The following is a 705-nucleotide window of genomic DNA, read 5'->3' on the forward strand; positions in this document are numbered from 1 at the left end:
CGTAAGTATATGTTGGATGTTTCAGCTGGTAAATTAAACCATGTAGAAAATTTTCCTCATTTGTGGTTTACATCATTAACGGAGCTGGCCCAGGTTTTAACTAACGAAAATATTAAGCTTTTGTATATGATTTCTCGTGATAGAGCAAATAATGTAAGGAAGTTATCTGAGATAACAGGTCGCAGTGTCGAAGAACTTTCGATTTCTATTGACGACCTTGCATCTAAAGGTTTTGTTCGTATTGATAGGTGTGGAAACGAAGAGTGTCTTACAGCAATTTATACATCTTTTGAGGTCCTCATGGGTAAAGAACTGGAAGATCTGCTTCTATAGCTCATCAATTTTTAATACATGGAGTTGGTGCGCAGACGTGAGACTGGCGTTATATCGATGAGGTGTATTCGATCCCTGAAACGTGTGCAGAGAGCAATCGTTTACGTTACTAAATTGTAAAAATATGGCGACTTGCTTGAAAAACAACGTAAACGCGATCGAAATCACCGAAATACGAATCTCCCGTTTCTAAAGGGGGAGCTAAAATTAGTTGTGCAAGAACATCAAATCTAGTTCAGGGTTACTTCTTCTTGTAATCGCAAACAGAACGGGTTCATCTCAGAAAGAATGAATTCTTCAAACCAAATATTTACATCATCAAGTAACTTCAACCCTTTCTTGGCCGTATATACCGAAAGTAAGTCAAGCTCT

Annotated in this window: 1 protein-coding gene; it reads left to right on the forward strand. The window is 37.9% G+C overall.

What is annotated here, in order from left to right:
* Positions 1–333, forward strand: a 333-nt coding sequence (locus R7Q11_RS26350; protein ID WP_225467018.1) for a transcriptional regulator, incomplete at its 5' end; no start/stop codon positions are given.
* Positions 334–705 lie beyond the last annotated feature (372 nt).

The sequence above is a fragment of the Vibrio sp. 970 genome, from assembly GCF_033339075.1.